Genomic DNA, 25,034 nt, shown 5'->3' with positions numbered 1-25,034 from the left:
TGCCAGAGCTGCCATCACAAAAAAAAGCTTTTAAGAGAAGCCACGCGCAATCTGAATATTCAGATCAAAACTACGGCGCACAGTACCAGTCGCCTGCTCGTACGAACGGTTCTGTTCACGGTTATCCTGATTGATATCATTGGTCAGCAACTGAGGGTTCAGAAGCGTAACCGCATCACTCAACTGCGTTGAGAAGCGTTCCCACTGCGTCCGCTTAAAGGAGTTCTTGCTTCCACTACTATTGTTAATCATATCATGCGTTGGCCGGGTAATATTGAATTCCTTCTCAACAGGGTGCGGCTTACCCGAAGCGAAGTCTTCAAACATATACGCAACAGCAGTACTGAACTGGCTAGGATTATCAAAAGACACAGAAAGAGAGTGCTTTTCTTTATCCGCGTCCTTTCCGGTATCATCGAACTTCTTCAGTGCTTCGTTCACAATACGCTGCATTTCCGCATAGGCCTGAGACAGCTGGTTGAGCTGGGTCAGCTGCTCTGTTCTCATTGTAATGATCGCCTGCTGTTTCAAACTGGCCTGATTCTGAATGAGCGCCACCAGCGTCGGCAAATCCAACCGGGAAATTGTACCATCTGAGTTTGTGATACCACCAGCAGATAACATCTGCTGCTCAGCTTGCTTGATTGCCAGAATACGCTGCTCTTGCTCGATAAAAACAGCATAACCACGGTTGATCGAGGCATTATTATCTGGCGTTAGAACATCTCTCGAGTTCCGCGCTGGATTAGCCAGATTTGGTGTCTTCACATCAAAATAAGCATGCGCCCGCTCAAAACGCTTCACAATTTCCTGCATTTCGGTAGCCAGATCTGAACGAGCATAAATTCCGGTATTAGGAACATTATCTCTCAGCATTTCCAACTGCTTGACGTAGGCCTGCTTGTCCTCATTGAACTTATCACGGTCAGAACCTGAGGTTTTGTTAGTCAACGTCTTGTTCTTAACGTCATTAATCTCTTTGTCGATCTGGGCCGTAATCACAGCGCGGCTGGCAGCAAGGTCTGTATCTGCATTTGGCAGCAGATCCAACAGCGGCGCAATTCTGGTCTTAAAGATGGAGTTGTTTGCGAGTCGCTCCTGCTCCGTCTTCGAGAGCTGGAAAATACGAGATTTTGTCAACTCATTCACGATGGTCACACTGCGTTTATCATCGGAGCGAATTACACCAACCTGATTGGACCCTGTACCAATGACTGTGTTTCCTGACTGAATCTGCGCCTCAGTGAAATTATCGCGCAAATAACGCAGCTGAACTGCCGGATGCCAGGAGACAAATTCATGCGGTGACGGATTGCTATAGTTCGCTGGCAAGTCTTCATCAGCAACAGTATCAGCCGGATCTACCAAAACACTGGCCACATAAACATTATACTTACTCGGGTCGGTCGCGTAGTTCGTCGTCCCTGGAATCGACAACAAAGGATTCTCAAAATCAGGATCGGCTTCCGGCAGATTGGATAAGAAACTATCCCAAACACTGGTCTGCGTTTCTGCAGCCTGCAGCGCGGGACCTTGCTGCGCCGCCCTTTCCTGCGCACCATCACCAGCACCACCGGAGGCTGCTTTAGCTGTGTCGTCATCTTTTGGAGGAGCAAGAGTATCTGGGTCTACAGTAGTAGATGAGCCTGAGCCAACACCATTAATCATTTTCATCTCCTCACATCACAAAATAAGGCGAGTACGACCCGCATTCTTTTGGGGCTTCGCAAACTGAGACCGCGCAGCACCGCTATTATTTTCGTTGTCTTTCAATCGCTTCGTGAAATGCTCAGCAATCGCATCATACCCCTGCAAAAAGTCATCAAAACTCTTCGAAGCAAGCAGTCCGTTAATCAAGCTCAGCGCGACCGGATCTTTCTGAACGGCAGGAAGATCAAGCAACTCCTGCAAGCTCGCAACCATCTGGTAAGACACATCTTGCCATTCATTTTCTGAAGGCCAGTTCTTATCAGCGTTACAAAGGCTTAATGCATCATCCAAATAGGCACTCAACGCGCCTGCATCACCACTTACAGTGAACTGGGGAAGCAACTCTTCCTTGCTGGATCCGGTCTTCGCCATACAACATTCCCATCAAAACACTATACGCCCTCTATAAACGGGCAGACCGGGGCACCGCTGTTCCGAACGACACACCTTCAAAATCGAAATTTAGCAATGACAGAATTAGCAAAATGGGTGAGCCCACTTGTGTCGCCCGACACAAAGCAATTTCGCTAAAAGAAGTATGAAAATGACATATTCTTATTCGTAGTATCAGCGGAGGACTTTTCAATGAGCTTAGAGGTCTTAAGATCAACGATTGCCACTCACAACGCTGAGTCGCCAGTTGGCGCTCCACTGGTTGCGGAAGCCACAGGGCAGCGCCGCGCTGAGCGCGTCATGCAGCTCAACAATCCATCTAAACTGACGGACGCCGCTGAAGAGCTTGGCCAGGCCGTATCCTCACGCCTCGACAAAAGATCACTGGAAAGCCGCTCAATCCGGCAAGGGCAAGGCGCTAACATAGAAGCAATCACACGGATTGCCGACTATTACGATAAGCTGCCTGACATGCCCTCTCAGGATAAGCTGCAAGGTTTGGTACAGCGGCTACAGGATTATCAGCACAACCAAAGCACCAACGGTGAAGGCTCAGGGCAACTCAGCCCTCAGGACGTGTTTGCTTTTTTGCAGCAGTTTGATGGTGACGTAACGCACCAGTATGCCGCCCTGCAGATCGCCATCGAGCATTTTGAGACCACAGGAGCAAATGACGCTCTTCTGGGCGCTCTGCTCAATGCCCGCGAATACATGGAAAGCGGTGAGACTGGACGTGATGTGCGCGCAGGCTTTGCAGTCGCGGAACTTGCCCATGACAAAGCCGAGGACTTGGGAACCGATCCTGCCGTCATCCGCGAGCACTACCGCGACATGCTGCGCAGTGAAGCGAACTTCGGAATCATCTTCGATAAGTTCAATGACCTGATCGCACGCACACATTCAATGCATCACGATGTAAACGGCAATGAAAGCTCACCCCTCACCTCTTTTGATGATGTTGTGGACCTGTTTACAACCGCCGCAAGTCAGGGCTTGGAAATTGCAGATACCCAGGATGAGCCTACTCATCTGGAAGCGGTCCTGACCGAGCTGGGCAAACTGAAGAGCCTGCGAACCGTCTATGAGGGTGTGCATGTCGCGACCAAACTGACAGGTCGCAGCTTCTCAGAGTTCACACGTGTCGTGGAAGAGCTGGGCACAGAGAAGCTGGCAAGCTCACTGTTCCATTATCTGGGCAAAGCAGTCACATCACCTGCTGACGCACAAAGTCTTGTTGCGCCACTCGCTCCTGCTGGGGCCAGCGCATCGTTGAACTACACAAACAACCTGCTTGCATTGCACCGTGAGGTTCCTGACACCATCCTCACAAACGAAAACATCCGCAATCAGCAACTCGAAACATTACTGGTACTGTCAGAACAGCTAACGATCCTGGAAGAAGAGCAATATCAAACAGCAACCGACGCTACGCCGGTTAACAACTTTGCTCAGGTCAGCGCTGCGTCAGCTACTGTTCACTGACCCGTCATCGCTAATGAAATAGCTGCTGCAACATGAAACCAAGGAAGAACAAAGGAGAGGATTGAATGCAGTTTTCAAGTGCCATCCAGTCAAGCCTGGAAGCGTTCGCAAACAATATGAAGATCCCCTTTTCTCCGCAGATGGATGGAAGTCTGTCTTACCTCCTTTCACAATCCGGTGAACTGACGTTTACCCCTGTCGAAGGTGGCAACAGCGTTGTTGTCAGCCTTGGTCGAACCACAACGGGTGACCAGAATTCAGCAAATGAAGCTCTTTTAACCCGAGCTGGCTTCAAACCTGAAATTGGAACCAATCTGCATACAGGGAAATCTAAAGATGGAACGTTACATCTGGCGGTTTTATACGAAGCAGGACAACTTAGCCCTGCAAAACTCGAGCAAACGGTCGATTATCTAATAGGTGAATTGAGTTCACTATAAAAACTACAATCAGTGCATGCAGGTATACACCAGTTTCAATCTTATAATGACTCACACTTGTTCACATTACGGAGGGAAATCGTGACTTTTTCGCACTTAAAATCACAATCCCGAGGGATACAGTCAATATCCATTAAAATATAAGTTAGATGATGACAGCCAGACTTGACTCGCTTATTAGCTGTCTTAATTATAGTTTTGTCCGTGTTCTGAAGCACAATTCTTCGCAATTGTGTACGAGTGAGATTGGGGTGGAATATTGGTAGAGTATAATAAGAAAAAGACGAAGTATATTTGCTCTGCGGAGACCAGTATATCTTCATCCTCTAAAATAGCTGCACTTATTTAAGTAAGAGGACACGGTACATTTCTATGGAAAAGGCAGTATATGATGCAAGCCTGGGTAGAGGCGCATCAAGAGCTCATAATACTGGCACCTCATCCTCAGGTGAAAGCAGCTGGAAAGAAAACGCAGCATTGTTTCAAGAGCTGAATGATGAATTATGTGCATCTTTAGAGCAATCAGCAATTCGCCAAACCTACTCAAACGGCGAGAACATCTATCTTCAGGAAGATGATGCTGAATTTCTTTACATCATTGAGAGTGGACATGTTCGCTTAAGTCACTTGCGCGAAGATGGATCTACCTTCCTTTATGCCATCATCACAGCAGGCCAAAGCTTCGGCGAGTTAGGTGTCTTTCAGCGATCTGTTCACGCAGATACAGCTTGCGCGTTAGGAAACGTAGTCGTTCACAAAATCAGACGCTCTGCATTTCATGTGATCAACGAGCAGAGTGCCGAGATTTGTCGCGCGCTGGCTGTAGTTGTAGCGAAACATTATCGCTCCTACATCGAATCGACACGCTGCTTGTCACTGCCAAGCCTCTCGGCTCGCCTGGCACATGCGCTGCTCAGCTTGCTCGAGTCGATCGGCACCCCTGCGGGCGACAACCCAAAGGACAAGTCTGTGATCTCTGGCGCAATCGTTACACAGAGTGACCTGGGTGCAATGGCACGCGGAACACGCAGCAATATCAATCGCCGCCTGAAAGAGTGGGAACGCGCTGGCATCATAAAAATTAAGGATCGTTCTATCACTGTGCTGAATAGGACAATGCTGGAGCGGAACTTGCTCAATAATGAGTCAAATTTTTAAAAAAAACTGGAAGCGTTGAAACAAAGGACTGACGCGTGCAAGACGAGAACACCAATAACGAGATGTATGTCACCGATCTGGAAGAGACTTTAAAAAGTCAGCAAGGTTCAGAACATGCCCAAAAACTCGAAAAGAAATTGGACGCTCTTTCCTCTTGGATTCGTAAAAAATCCGAGGAGCCTCAAACTGAGGCTGACTACCAACGTATTCAAACAGTGATAAACGGCATCACTGCAGCACAGGACGTCCTGCGCAAATTTCCAGTCCAGTGTTAGAGCCGCGCAAACATTAGGAGAGTCAACATGACGTCTTTTACTCAAGGCATTACAGCGTCCTACACGTCAGCAGCTCCCGAAGCACTGGCGAACAAAGCGGGCATGAATGCGCTCGACATCAGCGTCCGCTTCCAGACCGAGATGGACAAGATCAATGACAAGATCATTGAAGCGCAAAACTCCAACTTGGCTGAAACTGAAAAAATGTTCACTTTGCAGCTGCTCGTGAACACTTATACCACCATGGGTCAGACACGAACCAGCATGGTGAAGGCGCACGCCGATATGGTTAAAGCCTGCGCACGTAACATTGCCTAAACCTTTTTAAAAAGGCTCTCTTCCGGTTGCCAAAGCGAGTGTGGAAGAGAGCCTTTGTATATTCAGGTCCATGAGACAGGTTCGGTCTTCCCGAACGCTGACATTCCATGGCATTTTCCAGTTCGCTTTTGGCAAATAGTCAATCTGGCGAACTCCAGCGCTTGTTTAGGTGGGACGGCGAATGGGTAAACTCATCCTCAAAATTCTTGTAGGCCAACAGGCTGGCGCGGAAGTCATGCTCGAGCCGGGTGAGTATACACTTGGTTCGGACAGAAACGACGATTTGCAACTGGCAGATCTGAGCGTTGCCGCAAGCCATATGCAGCTACGCCTGCAAGACAACAAAATCGAAATCTCTGCAAAGGCAGGAGATGTCCGGACAGAAAACGGTGTCTCTCTAAGTAGTGGCAATGACGAATGGGTCGAGATTGAGCCTCTTGATGTCATCAGCATTGGTGTCATCAAAATTGCACTTGGCGCCAAAAACGCTCAATGGGCAACACTAAGCAAAGCATTGAATGCTCCCCATGAAGATGACGAGCAAACAGCAGAGAACTCTGCTGCAAACTCAATCCTTGGCGAGAATGCAAAGCACGTTGACGCGATATTCGCTCCAATCGCAAAACACCGCAAACGCATAGCTTTTGCGACAGTTGCAAGCGCCGTCGTTCTCGGTGGTTTTTACCTCGTTGGCTCAGGTAAAATATCTCCTCGCACAGCAAGTGCCCTTCCTAATGGAGGCATTGATGCAGTGCGTCTCGCTCTGGCAGATCTCCCCTTTGCAGAAAGGCTAAGCCTGCGTCAGGACGTGGATGATCAGATCTATCTGACAGGCTATGTCAGCGAACCTGTTCAGCGCCGGGCAATAACAGAAGCAGTAGAACGCACTGAAGTACCTGTCCGCTTGCGCGTGCGCGTGATCGAAACACTGAAGAAAGATATTGCTGGTTATCTGCAATCTCGCGGATCCAACGTAAGCTTCGCACTTGCGGATGACGGAGAGTTAACCCTGAGCGGTTCTGTTCTCGATAAAACAAGTGCTGACCAACTAATCGCGGACCTACGCGGGTTGAATGGCATCTCCGGCGTAACATCAAACATCAAAACTGCAGATGATTATCTTCTGGATGTGCGCAAACTGGCCAAGCGTGCTTTGATTGATGACACCATCATCTTCCGTCTCGACGATGAAACTCTTGAAGTCAGCGGTATCATAGCAAGCCAGGATATTGATCGCTGGTCTGGTTTCTTACGCTCATACTCCAGGCAGTACGCTACGTTTATTCCACTGCGTTCTCTCGTCAAGTTGGTACAAGAAAACGGACAGGTCGTAGATCTCAAAGCCAACTTTGATGGCGGTATTGAACCCCTGCTTGCTGCTGTTGATCCACTCACGAATGAACCGGTCGAAGAGCGCCAAACCAAAGTATTGGAACTGGCGCGGGCAATCAAACAACAAGACGGTTTTGTAGCTAGCCAACCAAATCAAAAATCTTCCAGCCGCCTCGCCAAAAGCAATGCGGCAGGACAACCCAAAACTGGCCCTGAAGCACCCGCAACGCCGCTTCAAAAAGCAACTGAACGTTTGCTAAGCAGCATCGGCATTGCATCCGCTCAAGCATCAACGTCACCAACCAGTCAGCCAACTGCATTAGAAGAAACAGATGCAGGCCAGCAGACAACAAACGGAAAGCTGGAAGCAAAAAGCGAAAAGCAACAGGGCGTAATCTCTCAAAGTAAAGCAGATGTCCGGTTCCAAAACGTCGCTCTGGACGATCCTGAGCTTAACGAAGCAGCTGAAGTCGTGTTCCTTGCTTGGATGGAATCCGCTAAGGCCAAAGGCGTGATACCTGAAGAGCTAAAAAAGAACTTCCTGCCCTTGCTTGTAACGCCGCCCTCTGAGGGAGCTCTCTGCTCTGAAAATCTTTCAGTACCAGTCTCACAGATCCCTGTGACTGTACTGTGGCTCGATATCCTAAGCAGCAGCGAAAGCCTCGCTCTCACAACGTTTCCAGAGGAACGCCAGCGCTACATTTTGGAAGCTGCAGTCAATCCAGCTGCAACACGCGACTGCCTGATCAAATCAGAAAAAAGCAACAACATTGATTTGATCCCCTACTCCAACTTCATCAGAGAGAGTTTGCGAAACCCTGGTTTCATCAGCTTCCTGACGCGGGACCTCTCATATCCGTCTCTGACTGTCACCGGAGCGAGCCTGATCGGCGAGCGTTATGTTTTGAACAGCGAAAACAAACGCTACAAAATCGGCCAGTCCATCGACCAAAGCAGCCGCCTCCTTGCTGTCGGCGAGCTGGGTGCTTTGATCCGTGAGTATGAAGGATACTCTGTCGCGATATATGGCGATCAGACAGCCTGGGTCGTCCGCGAAGCAAACGCGAGGCAGTAAGCCATCGCTCAACAAACAGTAGAGCACTTACTGTACAAACATACGAAAAGCCGGGTCTCATATGAGACCCGGCTTTTTCTTAGGCCACAACGTCTACTTGACTATAAGAGCCATCATCATCCAGCACCACTTTAATGGTGTCTGTATTGCTGATGTTATCAAGGTGAGCGATCTTCGACCAGTTCTCGCCATTGGCAGCCCCATCCACATCAACAAGCACATCACTTCCAGAACCATTTTCCTGGACCTTCACGTACTGTCCAGCTTCTGCAGCATCAACTTCATCGTCTCCGAAAGCCTTGTTCAGGAGATCCGAAATATCGAGGCGATCAACATTTTGATCTGTTTCCCCCTGGGCCGTACCATCAAAGTCGGTGATTGTATCAAAGCTTCCATCCAGAACGTCGAAGATGAATGCATCAAGATCATCTTCACTACCGCTGGTCATCCGGTCATAACCCGCACCACCATTGAACGTATCAGAATAGTTGCGGCTACTTGACGGATGCCAATCATCCCCAATCAAAAGATCATTGCCATCACCACCAGACAGATCATTATGCCAGTTACCCTGCCCTTCAATTCTGTCGTTCTGATCGGTACCATTTAAGCGATAATGCCACCCTGAGTTCTTGTCTGGATCATTCTCGTAATACTTGTTCTGAGAATACGCAGGCTCATTATAATCGACAACGATGGTATTTAGATTATCCGCATTCTCAATCACATTGACCGTTGTGGTTGCAACACCACTTTCTTCAGCGCCATTGCTGACAACCATTTCAATAGTTCTCGTGTCAATGTCTGAAGAGGTGTTGAATTCAATGGATTTGATTGCCGCAACATATGCTGCGTAACTTGCATCTCCAGAGAGGGTCAGAACCAGATTGCCACCTACGACGGCTGCCCTGGCAGAGATACCAGAGAACGCTCCCTGTGGGAGATAACTCAGAGCATCCCCCTGCTGATAATTCTTTAGCGTTATGACTGCACTGGAAAGTTGATGTTTGGAAGTGTCATTATCGGCATCATTAACGCCAAGCATATCAGCAATCGCAACACCTTCCCCACCAAGAGTAAAGTCAATGTCATGCTCGGTCGTAGGATCAATAACATTGTCTCCAGTGATCTTCACATCGAGAACTCGGGCATAATCGTCCGTTCCTTCCATACCAGACACTTCAAAAGTGATCGTAGTTTCAGAAGGGTTCCAACCAGGCAGATTGCTTATGTCAATCGTAATGACTTCGCTTCTGCTCTGCGTCGATTGATCAAACATTGGGATACGGGCGCTTCCGCCATCCCATTCAATCAAGAGATCGAACTGATCATCACCGAATTCCAGACGGTTCCCAACTGAAACCTCCAGCTTTAGATTTTCTCCATTCGTCAGATCAACCGATCTGGAAACGGATCCCTCACCATTTGGTGTCCAGGACGGGAAGTAAAGATGACCGGAGATCGCTCCGCCCTGCTGCGGAACATAAACATCTCCATAATCGGAATCCCCATCAAGGTTTCCGTTCTCAGTCCACGCTCCAGTCCAAGTAACAACACCGTTGCTATGTCCATGACCATAATCGTAGGAACCGTTGTGCTCCTCAAAATCATCTCTAACTTTGAGCTTGTCCGAACTACCTGGCTTGAAGAACAGATTAAGTTCAGCAGCCTGATTTGTCACAGACACTTCAACGTCTTCGCTCGCGTCTTCAGTTCCATCACTCGCAACGATATTGAAGTTGTAGTCTTGATCAACGTCCACATCCAACGGGTTCTCGAAATCAGGTGCAGCTTTGAAGTAAACTTCACTGCCTCTGATTTCGAACAAATGAGCATCTTCACCCGTCAAGGAGTATGTCAGCGCATCGCCATCAACATCAAAGGCACTAAATTCAGCAACCGGTCCGACCCCGTTTTCTGCAAAATTGGACTGAACATTTGTAACAGTCAGGACTGGACGATCATTCACTGGAGTGACATCAACTGTCACAGTGATCACATCAGAAACATCACCATCAGCATCTTCAATACGGTAGCTAAAGCTATCCTGCCCGTTGAAGTCGGCAACAGGTGAGTACCTCACAGTGCCATCAGAGTTTACAACAACACTGCCGCCCTCAACAGTAACCCCAGCGTTTTCAAGCAGAACTGTTGCGTCTTTATCAGCCCCAACAGCATCATTGCTCAGAACATTGATATCGAATGCAACATCTTCAGAGCCAATCACATTATCAGCGGCACCAGCTGGCACATCGTCAAGGATGTTGACGGTAAAGTCACCAGCAACGCTATCACCATCGCTGTCCTTCGCCTCAAAATCGAAGGACAAAGAAAGATCTTCTCCTTCATCACCTTCATGATCCAGCTGTTCAAGCAGTTCAAATGTATACGTGCCTGAACCATCATCAGACAATGTCACTTTGAAGACTGCATTGCTCAGATCATTGGCACCCGCAGGAGCCAAACCGGTGTAGCCAATCAGAACTGCACCAAACGCTTGGAGCAAGACAGGAGCACCAGCTGATTCAAGTGCTATGTTGCCACCAGTCTTCGCCTGCTCCCCATCTGTAACATTGATAAAGGAAACGCTGCGATCTGAACCATGCACAGGAGAAGAAACATCACTGTCGGCATCATCAGTCCCCCAATTGATGTGCAGGCTGCCAGAGACTTCTGCATTCCCGCTAGCAAGGTCTGCCTCATCAACTACAAGCCCAACATTGTGAAGCTGAATGTCATCCAGATAGGTGCCAAGACCGTTGTTTTGGTCGGGTGCCGTCAGCTCAATAAACTCAAGACGATCACCACCAGATTGACCAGTACCGACTACATTGAGAGTAATAGTTGTCCAATTAGTGCTGTTGGTTGAGTACTCACCAACCTCAACACCATTCCAAAGCACCCTCACATCACTGGTTGGACCATTACCAGCCCGATCAGCAAGGTCAAACGTCAACTCATACTGTGTATTCGCTTCCGTCTGGATATTCTGGTAGATACCATCAACTTCACCAGAATCGTCTCCATCCTTATCCAGTTCCAGATACTGAACCCCATCAGATGATGGACTGAAGCTGTCGGAATGCAGTTCAAATTTGGTTCCATTGGTTGACATCCAGCCAAACATTGTATCGATGGCTTTATGTCCGGAAGACCCAATATCCGGCTCTTCAAAGGAATCGTTGACAACAAGGTTTGTCTCATAAGAGCTGCTATCGATGATAGGCATGTCATCAACAATCTTGATAGAGAATTTTCCAGCAAGATTAACGCTGTCACCATCGCCATCAACCGCATCAATCACGGATCCAAAGTCGATCACTAGAGGTTGCTGAACATCATTCTCACCATTGCCAGCAACATGATCCAGTTGATCAAACAGCTTGAAGACCACATCACCACTGTCAGATGTCAGGTCCAGCGAGAACACTGGGCGATCATTCTGGAAACTGTACTCTGTGTTGCCATCAGTTTCGACGTAACCGACAATCTTGTCATCAATCACCACATAGGACAGCGGTTCATCACCTGAAGTGAGAGCCATCTGTGTTAAACTCGCAACCGCATCAGCTGAGATATCAAACGTACCGCCATCATTGCCAAAATCGACAAGAGCACTGATATTATCAGTCAGATAAGCTGGTCCGTTGTTGTCATTCTCACCTGTCGTCGAACCATCCTGATCCCCATCGCGAGGGGCATTCCCCTGCACGCCAGAGTTCAAGTTGACGATATCATCTTCATCCGCTGTTGCTGTTTGAGACGCGCCTGTTAGGACAACTTCATCATCTTCGACAGAGATTACAGCTGTCGCAGTTGATGTGTCACCATCCCCATCTGTGACAGTGAAACGCAATCGCAGATCAATACGATCGTCACTACCAGCCTCACCAACATCAGGGTGATCAAAACCAAGGTGCTGAGTAAATTCATAGGCCCCATCAGGCTGGACAATCACAGTAAATGCGGTAGCACCGCCAGTTTCAGTGGCCCCTTCAATGGTGATCACACCATCTGGTGCTGTCGTGCTGGAAAGAACGACCTTCTCCCCGCCAACAGTCAGGAAGTCACTCCGTTGACCTTTAGGTTCTTCCAGATCAATACGGCGTGCATATCCTTGATCATCAACGATCCGTGCAGCAGTTACGGTAGCTCCATCTGAGCCACCTTCAAACTGAAGCGTGCCGGAAGTCGTCACGCCAAAATCATCTGCCTCGCTTACTGTGATCTTCGAACCAGTTCCCGTGGCAGTGGGCTCATCATCATGGAAGATGATCTTGTCACCAATATCGACAGATGCAGTGTCTGTGTCCCCATCTCCATCAGTTAAGGTCAAAACAGCAGAGATTTTGCCTGCTAAGTCCAGCGTATGGTCGTTCTCGTTCTGAACATGTTTCAAAGATGCGTATTGAACAACACTCAAGCTACCGTACTCATCAATCGAGACAGCAAAGACAACAGCAGCATTGGCATCACCCGCACGACCAACAATCAAATCACCCTCAGTATAAAGGTTGATTTGAGAGCCATCTGTCGTTTGCAAACCAGAATCTGTGCCTTGAGCAGCAATTTCCAGGGTGACTTCCGGAGCATCAACTCCATCCGCTCCAATATAGATATTGGCTTCAACTAAGTTCACATTATGAGCGTAAATTGTCTCCATATCCGGATCATTTGCAGCCTGACTATCCAGTGAGGCAAACAAAGTCCGGATGTCAGAATCTGGGACAGCAACAACTTCATCAAGTTGCTGTCCTACAGTCTCATCCAGCTCTACAGTTTCACCAGTTACGGTGAAGCCGTGAATGTGCGGGCCGTCATCATCAAACGTCAGATGCTCACCAATCTGCACTTGCGTGGAAACCACATCGCCATCTTCATCCGTAACAGTCAAAACTGCTGTTACCTTGCCATCAAGTGACACATGCTCATCGGAAGACGTCGTATCTGGATGCTTGATAGACATGTACTGAACCATAGACACATCACCATTTTGATGCACATGGATAGCAAAAACGGCTAGTCCCTCAGGTCGGCCATCCCCCCCCGCAAGACGACCAACAATCATCCCATTCTCTTCAGAGAGAAAGATTTCATCACCTTCAGTCGTAAACAGACCAGATGAAATACCATCACTGGCAATTTCGAGAGTGACTTCGTAGCTGCCGGCTTCATCAGCTCCTACATTCAAGGACCCGTCCAGGACGTCATTTCGAGCATAGATGGGGCCATTCAAATCAAAATCGCCACCTGTATTTGTAACATCTTTGAATGTATCAGAACCGATCCAAGGTGGAATGTTGTCACTATGCGGCCCTTGGGTCTCGTCAATACGAATATGATCATCAATCCAGAGTTCTGGCGCAGGGATGTCATCAACAACGGTTACATCCAGCTTGCCATCCAGAGCAACGGTGTCCCCGTCCCCATCTGTCGCAATAATCACAGAACCAAAGTCGATGGCAGCAAGCTCATCACCATTGACAAGCTGCAGCGCGGTGTTCTCGCCATTACCAGTCACATGGTCCAGCTGATCGGCCTGCAACACAGCAAACTCACCAGTCTCGGTATTCAGAAGCAGCCCAATAACCGGACGACCACCAGCAACACCAACCATCAATGTGATAGTCGCACTCAGCTGCGCATGCTGGAACTGAACCACATCACCGTCAGAAGACAAACCAAGGTTGCTCAGCTGCTGTGCCGCATCTCCAACAAAGGTGAACGAGCCAGCGCCAGCATACCCATCAGCACCAAAGTCAACAGTGTTCTGAAGATCTCCCGCTGCAATCGCAGAACCACTCAAGAATTCAGTCCAGTTGCCATCAGCTTCAAGGCCCCAGTAATCTGGGCTCGTACCCGTTGACAGGATCGTGTCGATGTCGTCCTCATCAACAGTCACATCCTGCTGCTGATTAGTCACACGTGGTCCATCATCATCAAACGTCAGAAGATTGCCGACAGAGATCTCAGTTGAAACCGCATCGCCATCTTCATCGGTGACAGTCAGGATTGCACTCACCTTGCCATCAAGCGAGACATGTTCATCAGAAGATCCGGTGTCCGGGTGCTCAATGGACATGTACTGAACCATTGAGACCTTACCGTTTTGATGCAAGTGGATTGCAAACGCAGCATCTCCGTCTGGTACACGACCAACAATCTGACCATCTTCCAGATGAAGCGTGATCGCCAAACCTTCAGTCGTGGTCAGGCCAGAATCTGCGTTATCAATGCGAAATACCAGCTCATGACCGCCGCGCTCATCAGCACCAACATGCTTATGGAAATCAAGAACATCATTCCGCGCGTAGATTGGACCGCTCAGATCAGGATCACTGCCCTTTTCGTCAACATCTTTAAACAGCTTGCGAATGCGCCACTTCGGCGGAACATTATCACTGTGATCACCCTCGGTCTCGTCAATGCGAATATGATCATCAACCCAAAGTTCTGGCGCTGGGATGTCATCAACAACCGTCACATCCAGCTTGCCATCCAGAGCAACGGTGTCCCCGTCTCCATCTGTCGCAATAATCACAGAACCAAAGTCGATGGCAGCAAGCTCATCACCATTGAGAAGCTGAAGGTCAGTGTTCTCACCATTACCGGTCACATGGTCCAGCTGATCAGCTTGCAACACTTCAAATGCACCGGTCTCATTGTTCAGAAGCAAGCCGATGACCGGGCGGCCACCTGCAACACCAATCATCAATGTCAGATTTGTGCCTACTTGTGCATGCTGGAACTGAACCGCATCCCCATCAGAAGACAAGCCAAGATCTGTCAGTTGCTGCGCCGCGTCTCCAACAAAAGTGAACGAGTCGGCGCCAGCATCCCCATCAGCACCAAAATCTACAGTGCCCTGAAGACTTCCTGTCTTGATCGCAGTGCCACTCAAGAACTGAATCCAGTTGCTATTACCTGTACCACCTAAGTCATCAGGGCTCGTACCCGTTGACAGGATCGTGTCGATGTTGTCCTCATCAACAGTCACATCCTGCTGCTGATCGGTTACACTTGGCCCATCATCACCAAACCGGATCTTCTCACCAATTTCAATGCTCTGGCTGGTCACATCACCATCACCATCAGTCACCGTCAAAACAGCAGAGATCTTGCCGTCCAAGTTGACGAACTCATCATGGCTATCTGTATCAAGCTGCTTGATGGACTGGTACTGCGCAAGGCTGACTTCACCGTCGTCATCAATGGAGATTGCAAACACCGCATCGCCGGTTTCACCACCAACGCGGCCGACAACAAAACAGTTTTCCAGATAAAGCAGAATATCAGCGCCCGCTGTGGTCTGAAGACCTGAGGCTGCATCATCAATGCTCAGCGTCACCTTATGAGACGCGCCATCAGCGCCATTATCATAGGCAAAGTCCACCACGTTATCGCGAGCGAACTGAGGAGCCATATCCTCATCAGAACCTTTGCCGGAAACACCATCAAACAGGGCTGCAACAGCTGGTTCAGTGGTGTCGTCATTATCCAGACCCGTACTCTCATCAACCTGAACGAACTTGTTCAGCTCAAGAGACGTGATCGTTGGCCCATCATCACCAAACCGGATCTTCTCACCAATTTCAATGCTCTGGCTGGTCACATCGCCATCACCATCAATGACTGTCAGAACAGCAGAGATCTTGCCGTCCAAGTTGACGAACTCATCATGGCTGTCTGTATCAAACTGCTTGATGGACTGGTACTGCGCAAGGCTGACTTCACCGTCGTCATCAATGGAGATTGCAAACACCGCATCGCCGGTTTCACCACCAACGCGGCCAACTACAAGATCACCTTCCAGATAAAGCAGAATGTCAGCGCCAACTGTGGTCTGAAGACCTGAGGCTGCATCATCAATGCTCAGCGTTACCTTATGGGTCGCGCCATCAGCGCCATTATCATAGGCAAAGTCCACCACGTTATCGCGGGCGAACTGAGGAGCCATGTCCTCATCAAACCCTTTGCCGGAAACCCCATCGAACAGGGCTGCAACAGCTGGATCAGTGGTGTCGTCATTATCCAGACCAGCACTCTCATCAACCTCAACGAACTTGTTCAGCTCAAGAGACGTGATCGTTGGCCCATCATCACCAAACCGGATCTTCTCACCAATTTCAATGCTCTGGCTGGTCACATCGCCATCACCATCAATGACTGTCAGAACAGAAGAGATCTTGCCATTCAGATTGACGAACTCATCATGACTGTCTGTATCAAGCTGCTTGATGGACTGATACTGCGCAAGGCTGACTTCACCGTCGCCATCAATGGAGATTGCAAACACCGCATCGCCGGTTTCGCCACCAACGCGGCCAACAACAAGACCACCTTCCAGATAAAGCAGAATGTCAGCACCAGCTGTGGTCTGAAGACCTGAGGCTGCATCATCAATGCTCAGCGTTACCTTATGGGTCGCGCCATCAGCGCCGTCATCATAGGCAAAGTCCACCACGTTATCGCGGGCGAACTGAGGAGCCATATCCTCATCAGAACCTTTACCGGAAACACCATCAAACAGGGCAGCAACAGCTGGTTCAGTGGTGTCATCGTTATCCAGACCAGCACTCTCATCAACCTGAACGAACCTGTTCAGCTCAAGAGACGTGATCGCCGCCATGTCATCATCAACAATCACGGTAAAGCTGGAGTTGGCTGTATCACCATCACTGTCAGTTGCGACAAAGCCGAAGGTCAGTTCAATATCATCTTCAGTACCAGCAACAAAATGATCCAGATTGTCCAACAGCTCAAAGCTATAAGAACCAGACCCATCATCTGACAAAGTTACTTGGAAGACCGCATCCCCACTGCCCTCTTTCGTCGCTGTAAGAACAGTATCCCCCTCACTCAGGGTGTAAACAAGTGCAACACCATCAGATGTCAGGACCTGAGAAGTTATTGGAGTTCCGTCAAACTTGACTGAACGATCCCCAATACCACCCTCATCACTGTCGGCATCATCCGCACCCCAATCGATATCGAGAGAGGCAGTAACTTTATGAGAGGTTGCTGGGGCATCACCATCTGCGGTGTCATTACCGTTACCGATATCCGGGATGCCATCTTCATCAACAGTACCTGTTGTGGGCGCCCCAATCTCCGGCAGGTCATCAGCAACATTTACAATCAGGAACGAGTCTGCGGAATCTCCATCAGCATCAAACGCCTGGAAACCAAATTCCAACTCCAGAATGTCTTTCACATCTGCTTCCAGATGATCCAGATTGCCATGGAGTGTAAAAGTAAACTCACCGGTTTCCGGGAAAGTGTTCAGCAGAACCTCAAAAACCAATTCGCCATTAGGCAGCTTGGCAATAAGCAGCTGGCTGCCCGCACCAATTTCATTGGCGGCATCCGCAACAAGGTCCTGTACTTCATAAATCAGCGGCTGCCCGTCAGCAGTCAGGCGGATTGGGGTCCCAGCTCGGTCAACAGGCACGCCAGCATCAAGTTGGAACGCCAACGAACGCTCGCTCACACCGTCCAGACCAAAGTCGACATTCAGATTGCCTGTGAAGGATAGCGGCCCTTTGCCAGCATCAGCCCAATCAGTTTCATCAAGCGCGCCAACTTCCGCAATGCCAGCCACAGGTACATCATCAACGTCCTGTTCGGGATCATCTGCCGCAGCCGCAGCTCCGACATTGTCTTCTGGTCTCAGGAGATCATTGACATTCAGACCCGGCCCCAGTGGACCGCCATCAGGGTTGTCATCAAAATCTTGTCCTGAACTGTTTGGATCTTCCAGCTGATCGGCAATTGGTGTCCCATCACCTGCAGCGGTTTGGAGCGTATCAACCGGCAAGATTTCGACAAGCGCACCAAATTCTTCAATTGTCAGCGTCTGGGTTTCACTCAGGATCAGCGTCCCATCCGTCTGATCTCCGGCAAAGAACCCTTCAACAAGAAGCGTTCCGCCATCAGAAAACAGGATTTGCAAGCTCTCACCGTAGCGGAAGAGACTAACTGGCACTTCCAGCATCTGGCTGAAATCAACCAACTGCCCCGGCTGCCGAACAAGAACCTCCGACTGGCCTTGGGTGGCAATCCCAATCTTCAGCACTTGTGAAGGAACAACTGCCTGGGAAGTGTTAGTGACTGTGATCGTAGTAGACGCTTTACGCTCTGACATTTTAGCAAACCCGACGCATAAACAGTTTTAATAAAATTTTAGCAATTGCGCCGATAATTTTGCCAATCATGATAAAAGTCAAATCATTTCCTTAAGGAATTTTTAACACCGTTAATTCCGTCACAGTCCAGCAACACCCTGAATTAGCGCGTTTCTGCGACCAAGGTTTTAATTTGATTAAATTTTATTGAGTATTTTACTTTTTGTTAAACACCGCTCCCTATACAGGGTGGCGAAGTTATTAACGGGAAATGCTGTTTTCTGGAGAGTAAAGCTCAGGAAAGAAGGGCATTTTCAAACAAAAAAAGAGCGCGTTCTTTGCCCCTTGCAACGCGCTCTGAATAGATTTTTAAAAAGTAGATTCGCAGTTCTAATTAAACGTGCGTGTCATTGCTGCAAGAGATGTAAATTTCACCTTTTGCAGAAGCTGCTGGCCACTACCGGCCACATGCACCCATTTATAGTTTTTGGTGTCCTGCTTGAGTGCAACCCGGCCAAAGCGGTTATCAAGGACATACTCTCCACCTTTGTAGGAGAGATTGAGGATTGCATGATACTGACCGATCTTGGTGTCATAGACTGCAACCACCTTCATATCCTCAGCAGGAATACCCAGTTCCCTTAAAGTCCAGTACTTTAAGACAGCATAGTCCTCACAGTCCCCTCTGCGCTGACTCAGCGTTTCAATTGGTGAGGCCCAATAATCACTTCGCCCCCAAACCTGCTGGTCACTTTGATAGCTGATGAATGCGTTGATCCCACGATTTACATAGGAAAGCTGCTTGTGACGCGGAAGCTTGCGCGCAGCTTTAATCAGGTTGCCCCAGGTATTTAAAACGCTTACTTCGCATTTATCACTGCTATTCAAACACTTAGAAGTATCTGTAATCCGGTCCATCTGAGTTGTAATGATGTTCCAGCGCCTGTCGATGGAAATTCCGGCAGTAGAACGAACGATACGCCGCAGATTACGTGTGGGAGTACTCAATCCAGCATTAGAACCATGCGCAGATGCTGTTTCAATGGCAGGCAACTCAGGCTTGGCCATTGGAACGGGCATACGTGCCTTGGCAACAAGAACCGGCTCAGGAGTAGCAACAGAAGCAAGATCAATTGGAAAATGTGGAGTTTGCGGCTCCAATGCAGCAGCCGCGGAAACAAATTGAGAAAATCCGAGCGCAATACCGGCAAATCCGAGAACTGCAGCTTTGAAGACGCAATAATCCTTCGTTACCGCACGGCGTCTGCCGGCGGTCCAAAACCTATTACAAAACATCCTGACGCCCCTTGTCAGGCGTTCGGAATTATCTCTCGCGAAGTGCTTCCGAACGCACTTTGTTTATAGGCTTAAGGATATAATCCAACACGGTTTTAAAACCGGTTAAAACATCAATTGAGGCCACCATTCCTGGTATTATTGGTAAAGGATCCGTTTCCGTCCCAAGATAGTTTTTATCTGTTCTGACGTTGACTTTAAAAAATCGATTACCCTGCTCGTCCTTGGTGGAGTCCGCAGCGATCCTTTCCAGCTTGCCTTTCAGACCTCCATAAATGGAATAGTCGTAGGCAGTGATTTTGACCGTAACCTCTTGACCTGGCCTAAGAAATGCCACGTCCTGAGGACTGATCTGCGCTTCAATCAGAAGCGTATCTTCCAGCGGAACAATCTCGACTAAAGGCTCTCCAGGCTGCACCACAGCCCCGATTGTGGATATATTCAATTGATTAACCACACCGTAGACAGGGGCCTCAAGATCCGTCCGCTGAACCTTGTCTCTGGCCGCCTTAATAGTCTCATTTATTACCGCAAGTTCGGCCCGCGCAGCCGCAAGTTCCTGACGCGCTTTGGCGTGAAACACTGTCTTTGCATTTGTAATGCGCTCTTCCGCTTCCTGTCCGGCTGACGTGACACGTCGGATAGAGGCATTCAACACCTCCAGGCTGCCCTGCGCTTCATCAAGCTGGCGCTTAAGACGCAGGAACTCGATCTCAGGAAGCACCTTGCGCTTGAAGAGACGCTCGTTAATCTCCACTTCACGCGCCAACGTTTCCATGGTGACAACGGTTTTACGTTTCTCAGCAAGCAACTCTTCCAGCTCTTGCTCTCTCTGCAATCGCTGATTTTTCAAAAGAGAGATTTCACTTGTGAGCTGCAGGTTGCGCGCCAGATAGACCTGCTCTTCTTCAAACGTGTGACCCGGTGCATTGGTTGTAAGCTCACCAGAAAGCTCCAGAGGCACACCACTTGCTTCCGCCATCAACCTCTCAGCACGTGCCAAAAGGCTCCACTGGCGCTGCTGAAGCTCACCTAGCTGCGAAGAAAAGCCTGTATCATCCACCCGGACAACAACGTCCCCCTTTTGAACGATCTGTCCCTCTTTCACGAGAAGAGACTTTACAATGCCCTTTTCAGGCGCCTGTACAATCTGGATCTGGCTGGACGGCACAACCCGTCCCTCACCACGTGTAACCTCTTCAAGCTCGGCTTGAGAGGCCCATGTGATCCCGGCAGCCAAAGCCACAAAGACAATCAGAATGACACGCGTTGCAGCACGGGGAGGTCGGGTCTGCAAACTTGCACGGATATCGGTTGCGTAATCCCAGTTCTTCATCTCACACACCCTCTGCGCTACGCTGGCGCTCTTCGTTCCGCGTCGCACCAAGGGTACGTAGCTTCTCAATCACGAAATCCCGTGGTCCATCTGCCACAAGCTGCCCCTTATCAAGGGCAACCAAACGGTCTGTAAGCTGCAATAAGGAAGTTCGATGCGTGCTAATAATCATCGTCGTATCAGGGGAGTTGTATTCCCGCAGGCGCTCCAGCAACCGGCGCTCTGACGCTGTATCAAGATGACTAGACGGCTCATCTAAAAACAACAGACGTGGTTGGCGCAGCAACATTCTGGCGAGCGCGACGCTTTGCTTCTGCCCACCAGAGAGCAAACGACCACCCTCTCCCACCTGCATGTCAAACCCATGAGGATGTGTCGCAACAAAATCCTCAACACCTGCAATATGAGCTGCACGATAGATGTCTTCGTTGGAAGCCTGAGGCCTCCCAACAACGATGTTCTCTCGCAAGCTGCCACTGAACAACACGTTGTCCTGTGACAAGAACCCAACACCGTCGCGCAGATCTGCAGGATCGTACTGCCGCGTATCAATCTTATCGACCAGAATTGCACCATCTGAGGGCGTGTAAAGCCCGGATAACAAACGCCCCACCGTCGACTTACCAGCGCCCACACGGCCAATAAGCCCGATGGTCTCTCCAGGCCGAACTTCAAAGCTCACATTGCGCAAGGAGTCTTCAGCAGCCTCAGGGTAGCGAAATGACACATTTTGGAAGGAAATCGCACCAGACGTGATGCGGCTGTTCACATAAGTCCGGTTTGGTCTGCGCTCCGCAGGCAACTCCATCAGACCAGACAGCATCTTGTAGGAATGCATGGTCTGACGCAGTCGTGTCAGCGTACCCGCAATAGATGACAAAGGCGCAAGAACACGCCCTGAAAGCATCATCGCAGCAATCAGACCACCCATATTCACCGCCCCGTCATTGACTAGAAAAACACCCCAGACAACGATACAGATGGACACCAGAGCCTGCGCAAAGCCTGTCAGTGATTGGGCCAATGTGGACCAGTAACGCCCCTTCAAAATAGCTGCCGCACTGGAGGCAACAGACCGCTCCCACTTGATCTGCATAGAGCTCTCAGCATTCAGAGCTCGGATGGTATCGATATTCGCGATACTTTCCACCAACACAGAATGGCGCATCGCGCTTTCCTTTGTGGCCTGATCAACAGAACCGGCAAGCGCTGGCTGAACAAGCAAGTTGATCAGAATAACCACCGGAACAGCAGCAAGCGGCACATAAGCAATCGGTCCAACAATCAGGAAAAGCACCATGATGAACAGGCCGATGAAACACATATCAATCAATGCCACCAAGGAGGAGGACGTGAAAAACTCACGAACGGTCTCAAACTCTTTGATGTGATTAGCAAACTGTCCGGTCGATCCCGGTCGATTCTCCAGATCAAGGCCGAGCGCGTGCGAAAAAATTCGCGATGCGATAGCAAGATCTGCCTGTTTACCTGTCATGTTTATGATGGAGCTGCGCGCGGTCTTCAAAATTCCATCAAACACCAGAGCAAGAAGCACCCCCGCCGCAAGCGCCCATAGTGTTGGAATAGCGAAGTTTGGCAGCACACGGTCGTAAACATTCATGATGAATAGCGGTGAGGCCAGCGCCAGACTATTGATGACCAGCGCAGCAATAGCAACGTGAATGTAATCCTTCCAGAAGCCTGCAATAACGCTCCAGAACCAGTGCCCGTCCCTGCCAGACCCCATGCCGTTAGTCTCAGAAGTCATATTGACGGGCTTAAAGAAGATGCCATGTCCGCTATATAGCTTCTCAAGAGCAGCAATTGAGAGAATTTGCTGCTCCTCTGGCCTCTCCGCATCAACAATCGAAGCATGACCTGTGCTCTCATTTAGCTCCTTCAAAATACGAAGGCTTCCATCTTCAAACACAAGAATTGCAGGCAATGAGATCGCAGGTATTGTTCCAGCCTTTTTCCTGACCGTGACCGCCCTCATTCCACAATTAGAGGATGCTCGCTCAATCAGTTTGATGGAAAGTCGCTGACCATCGTAAGGTAACCCAGCCAGAATGACAGAGTCGGTTGCGTAGTTACCGTAGCTTCTGGCGATGTACTTGATCGCCTCGACAAGCGGATCTTTGATGCTCACTTCAGCTGAGTTTTCAGTCTCGACGGTCATTTACAGTCTCATCATTCTTAACGACAAAAGGGAGCCGCAAAGGCTCCCTTCCTGAAGAAAATTTCGGCTATGCGTGCAGATTACACCATTAACGAAGTGGTTCAATCTGGAAACCCGCAGCTTGAGGGAAGATCGATGTGTTCCCGCGGCGATCGGCTCTTGATTCAGCTGGTGGAGTGATGTTGAACATCGCCAGCAGGTTACCAGTGGTACCTTGCAGCTGATAGGTAGAGAACTTCAGAATATATTCTGCAGAGATCAGATCGATGCGGCTGTTAAACAACGCGTTTTCAGCGTTCAGCACATCCAGCAATGAGCGCTGGCCAATGTTGTATTCCTGACGGTAGCCGCTCACAACACGCTGGTTGGCAGAAACGGTCTGACGCAGAGCGGAGATGCGCTCGCGTGTTGTTTGAACAGACGCCCATGCCTGCTCAACAGCTTCATCAGTTTCGCGGCGCATACGATCAACACGTGCCTGTGCTTCTGCATGCTGCTCAACCGCACGGCCACGCATCGCACTGTCATAACCGCCATTGTAAAGGTTCCATCTCAGACGAACCATGATGCGGTAGTCATCGCTACGACCTTCATAACCATTCAGGTCATCTCCGAAATTGGCAGACCCATTCAGAGTAACCCGAGGCATGAAGGAGGAGTTGCTCTGCTCAATCGCAAAACCAGCAGCATCCGTGTCAGCCTCAGCTGACAAGATCAACGGATTGCTCTGACGAGACATTGCCAGTGCAGAAGACAAGCTCTTTGCAGCAGCTGAGTTTGCAGCAGAAACAGCACCTAGATTGCTTGGAGCGACACCAACGACGCGGCGATACTTAGCCATTGCATCCAGCAACGACTTACGCACGCTTGCTGTAATCATGCGAGTGGCGGCAACACGTTCCTGCACCTGAGCAAGATCAGCAGCACCAGTTTCACCACCATCGTAACGTTCTTTCACTTCACGTGCGAGACGCTGGTGAAGTGCAGTGTTCTCTTTGGATTTGTTCAGAATCTTCTGATGGCGCACAACATCGACATAGGCTTCAACGGCATCAAGTGCGATCGCTTCAGAGCGTTCCAGAACACGCAGAGCAGCACCATCAACACGGGCGCTCTGGCGATAGATCTCATTCACTGAACCGAAGCCGTCAAACAACAGCTGCTCAGCTTCAACACTCACCTGCTTGGCTGCACGCCATTGCTCAGTGGTGTTGGATTGTGCCCTGCGCAAGCGCTCCGCACCAAAAGAAGCATTCACACTCAACTTCGGCATGAACGCACTTTGAGAAGCACGCAATTCCTGATCACGCGCCCTTCTGTTTGCAGCGGACTCTACAATGTCTGGATTAGTGAGAACGGCGGTTTCAACAGCATCTCGTAAAGACGCAGAATGAGCAGACGTCACTCCCAACGCGCACATCAACAGTGCAACAGAAGTACCTCGAAAAAGCATTGCCTACACCCCAATGACTTTTCCATGAACGGCGTTTACCTCAAACAACCAAAGGCAGCAGAATTTCATCATTACAGCGCCCCTGATTTTCCGGTCATGGGAAAAACAAAAAGAAAATCTAACAGAGTAAAATCACGTGTAGAGATTTATATCAATATATTTTTTCATAGTATAAATGGTACCCCAAAATCTCAAGATATCACCTACACACAAACAAACTAAACCAAAGCAAATACATAGGTAAACACAAGAACACTCAAATACTAAAACAAATTATGCAAAACGCATTACAACGAAATTAGCGAAACACCTCCAGAAAAAGAGAATTACGAAGAAAAAGAGTCAACTGTATTCAGCCTAAAAAAGTACTGAGTATATATAGAAAGATAAAATTTTACAGATATTCATTCACACTCTCTAAAATACCACCTGTCATTGAATTTTATTTACGCAAGTGGACTCT

Annotated in this window: 13 protein-coding genes; 6 read left to right on the top strand and 7 right to left on the bottom strand. The window is 49.2% G+C overall.

Annotated elements, in window-relative coordinates:
• Positions 1-30: 30 nt before the first annotated feature.
• Positions 31-1,668 carry a hypothetical protein gene (locus tag PsAD5_RS00160; RefSeq protein WP_208988419.1) on the bottom strand — a complete coding sequence of 546 codons (1,638 nt, stop codon included), beginning with the start codon at positions 1,666-1,668 and terminating at the stop codon, positions 31-33.
• Between the two features lie 15 nt (positions 1,669-1,683).
• Positions 1,684-2,082, bottom strand: coding sequence for a hypothetical protein (locus tag PsAD5_RS00155; protein ID WP_063289325.1), 399 nt, complete (start codon positions 2,080-2,082; stop codon positions 1,684-1,686).
• A 213-nt stretch (positions 2,083-2,295) separates the two neighbouring features.
• Between PsAD5_RS00155 and PsAD5_RS00150 the strand changes: the two genes are divergently transcribed.
• From PsAD5_RS00150 to PsAD5_RS00125, 6 genes are all read left to right on the top strand, one after another.
• Complete coding sequence (locus PsAD5_RS00150) at positions 2,296-3,585, top strand: HrpJ domain-containing protein (protein ID WP_063290614.1); 1,290 nt, start codon at positions 2,296-2,298, stop codon at positions 3,583-3,585.
• Between the two features lie 65 nt (positions 3,586-3,650).
• Positions 3,651-4,025, top strand: a complete 375-nt coding sequence (locus tag PsAD5_RS00145) for a hypothetical protein (RefSeq protein ID WP_063290613.1) — start codon at positions 3,651-3,653, stop codon at positions 4,023-4,025.
• 372 nt (positions 4,026-4,397) lie between these two features.
• Positions 4,398-5,183: a Crp/Fnr family transcriptional regulator gene (locus PsAD5_RS00140; protein ID WP_057463702.1), complete on the top strand. Its 786-nt coding sequence runs from the start codon at positions 4,398-4,400 to the stop codon at positions 5,181-5,183.
• A 35-nt stretch (positions 5,184-5,218) separates the two neighbouring features.
• Positions 5,219-5,458 (top strand): EscE/YscE/SsaE family type III secretion system needle protein co-chaperone, encoded by a 240-nt coding sequence (locus PsAD5_RS00135; RefSeq protein ID WP_063290612.1) that lies wholly within the window; start codon positions 5,219-5,221, stop codon positions 5,456-5,458.
• Positions 5,459-5,485: 27 nt separating this feature from the next.
• Positions 5,486-5,776: a hypothetical protein gene (locus PsAD5_RS00130; protein ID WP_063290611.1), complete on the top strand. Its 291-nt coding sequence runs from the start codon at positions 5,486-5,488 to the stop codon at positions 5,774-5,776.
• 181 nt (positions 5,777-5,957) lie between these two features.
• A complete protein-coding gene (locus PsAD5_RS00125; RefSeq protein WP_063290610.1) occupies positions 5,958-8,183 on the top strand; it encodes an FHA domain-containing protein in 2,226 nt (741 codons plus the stop codon).
• A 79-nt stretch (positions 8,184-8,262) separates the two neighbouring features.
• Here the strand turns inward: PsAD5_RS00125 and PsAD5_RS00120 are convergent, their stop codons facing one another.
• The 5 genes from PsAD5_RS00120 to PsAD5_RS00100 form a co-directional block, all read right to left on the bottom strand.
• Positions 8,263-18,327 carry a DUF5801 repeats-in-toxin domain-containing protein gene (locus PsAD5_RS00120; protein WP_063290609.1) on the bottom strand — a complete coding sequence of 3,355 codons (10,065 nt, stop codon included), beginning with the start codon at positions 18,325-18,327 and terminating at the stop codon, positions 8,263-8,265.
• A 370-nt stretch (positions 18,328-18,697) separates the two neighbouring features.
• Entirely contained in the window at positions 18,698-19,603 is a 906-nt protein-coding gene (locus tag PsAD5_RS00115) for a transglutaminase-like cysteine peptidase (RefSeq protein WP_063290608.1), read from the bottom strand.
• 28 nt (positions 19,604-19,631) lie between these two features.
• Positions 19,632-20,939, bottom strand: a complete 1,308-nt coding sequence (locus PsAD5_RS00110) for an HlyD family type I secretion periplasmic adaptor subunit (RefSeq protein ID WP_063290607.1) — start codon at positions 20,937-20,939, stop codon at positions 19,632-19,634.
• Between the two features lies 1 nt (position 20,940).
• Positions 20,941-23,118, bottom strand: coding sequence for a type I secretion system permease/ATPase (locus PsAD5_RS00105; RefSeq protein ID WP_063290606.1), 2,178 nt, complete (start codon positions 23,116-23,118; stop codon positions 20,941-20,943).
• An 88-nt stretch (positions 23,119-23,206) separates the two neighbouring features.
• The gene (locus PsAD5_RS00100; protein ID WP_063290605.1) at positions 23,207-24,571 is read right to left on the bottom strand and encodes a TolC family outer membrane protein; all 1,365 of its coding nucleotides are present in this window, start codon (positions 24,569-24,571) and stop codon (positions 23,207-23,209) included.
• Between the last annotated feature and the right edge of the window lie 463 nt (positions 24,572-25,034).

The organism is Pseudovibrio sp. Ad5 (assembly GCF_001623095.1).
Classification (GTDB): Bacteria; Pseudomonadota; Alphaproteobacteria; order Rhizobiales; family Stappiaceae; genus Pseudovibrio.
The sequence above is the reverse complement of the archived record's forward strand: the minus strand, read 5'-3'. Positions and strand labels throughout refer to the sequence as shown.

Bases quoted from the DNA above. Each gene is read 5' to 3' on its own strand.
- PsAD5_RS00160 (WP_208988419.1), bottom strand. From the start codon at position 1,668: ATGATTAATGGTGTTGGCTCAGGCTCATCTACTACTGTAGACCCAGAT.
- PsAD5_RS00130 (WP_063290611.1), top strand. From the start codon at position 5,486: ATGACGTCTTTTACTCAAGGCATTACAGCGTCCTACACGTCAGCAGCT.
- PsAD5_RS00105 (WP_063290606.1), bottom strand. From the start codon at position 23,118: ATGACCGTCGAGACTGAAAACTCAGCTGAAGTGAGCATCAAAGATCCG.
- PsAD5_RS00140 (WP_057463702.1), top strand. From the start codon at position 4,398: ATGGAAAAGGCAGTATATGATGCAAGCCTGGGTAGAGGCGCATCAAGA.
- PsAD5_RS00150 (WP_063290614.1), top strand. From the start codon at position 2,296: ATGAGCTTAGAGGTCTTAAGATCAACGATTGCCACTCACAACGCTGAG.
- PsAD5_RS00115 (WP_063290608.1), bottom strand. From the start codon at position 19,603: ATGTTTTGTAATAGGTTTTGGACCGCCGGCAGACGCCGTGCGGTAACG.
- PsAD5_RS00155 (WP_063289325.1), bottom strand. From the start codon at position 2,082: ATGGCGAAGACCGGATCCAGCAAGGAAGAGTTGCTTCCCCAGTTCACT.
- PsAD5_RS00100 (WP_063290605.1), bottom strand. From the start codon at position 24,571: ATGCTTTTTCGAGGTACTTCTGTTGCACTGTTGATGTGCGCGTTGGGA.
- PsAD5_RS00145 (WP_063290613.1), top strand. From the start codon at position 3,651: ATGCAGTTTTCAAGTGCCATCCAGTCAAGCCTGGAAGCGTTCGCAAAC.
- PsAD5_RS00110 (WP_063290607.1), bottom strand. From the start codon at position 20,939: ATGAAGAACTGGGATTACGCAACCGATATCCGTGCAAGTTTGCAGACC.
- PsAD5_RS00125 (WP_063290610.1), top strand. From the start codon at position 5,958: ATGGGTAAACTCATCCTCAAAATTCTTGTAGGCCAACAGGCTGGCGCG.
- PsAD5_RS00120 (WP_063290609.1), bottom strand. From the start codon at position 18,327: ATGTCAGAGCGTAAAGCGTCTACTACGATCACAGTCACTAACACTTCC.